The sequence below is a fragment of the Neisseria sp. P0021.S006 genome (assembly GCF_051956895.1).
The window spans coordinates 1-588 of sequence record NZ_JBQCWZ010000907.1 but is presented as its reverse complement, the minus strand read 5'-3'; the positions used below and the strand labels follow the sequence as shown (position 1 = coordinate 588).

2 protein-coding genes are annotated in these 588 nt (G+C 46.3%); both read right to left on the bottom strand.

The window, feature by feature from the left end; genetic code table 11:
* Positions 1–225: tetratricopeptide repeat protein (locus tag ACTHUM_RS17830; RefSeq protein ID WP_440403669.1), on the bottom strand; the 225-nt coding region annotated here is incomplete at its 3' end.
* A gap of 60 nt (positions 226–285) precedes the next feature.
* A partial coding sequence (locus tag ACTHUM_RS17825; protein WP_440403668.1) for a globin domain-containing protein occupies positions 286–588 on the bottom strand: 303 nt, incomplete at its 5' end.

Below are 588 nucleotides of genomic sequence, written 5' to 3'. Positions count from 1 at the left end.
TCCTTGTTCTGCAGCCCTACGATACCACTGCACTGCCTGTGCATAGTCTTGACGGACTCCTTCACCTTTGTAATACATCTTACCCAAACTAAATTGGGCTTTAGCATTTCCTTGCTCCGCAGCTTGAAGGGTTTTCTTGTAATCTTGGAGACTGTCAGCCCAAACTGCCTGCGCCAAGCCCAAAGACAACAGGGCTACCATCATTTTTTTTAATAATTTATTCATTCTAAAATCCATTTCTTTCAAATTATTGTTTCTATTTTATCCTAGTTTTTTCAGACGGCCTCAACTAGTGAATTCCTCAAAAAATCCGTTGACATCATAGCTGGCTAAAATCTGCTGCAATTCCGGGGCACGTACCCATGGATCAACCGCCATCGGCGGCATAGGCGGTTCGATACCATCTTCGTTTTGGTTACGGCACCAATCTGCCATGGCAAAAACTTGGATTAAAACAGGTTCGGCAAGTGCTTTGTCGATGTCCAGTTCGCTCATGGCTTGGGCAAAGCAGGCGATCCATTCGTTGCGGACTTGTACGTTGACGGCAAAAGGCATATGGCGGGCGCGCAGTTGGGGATGGCCGTATTT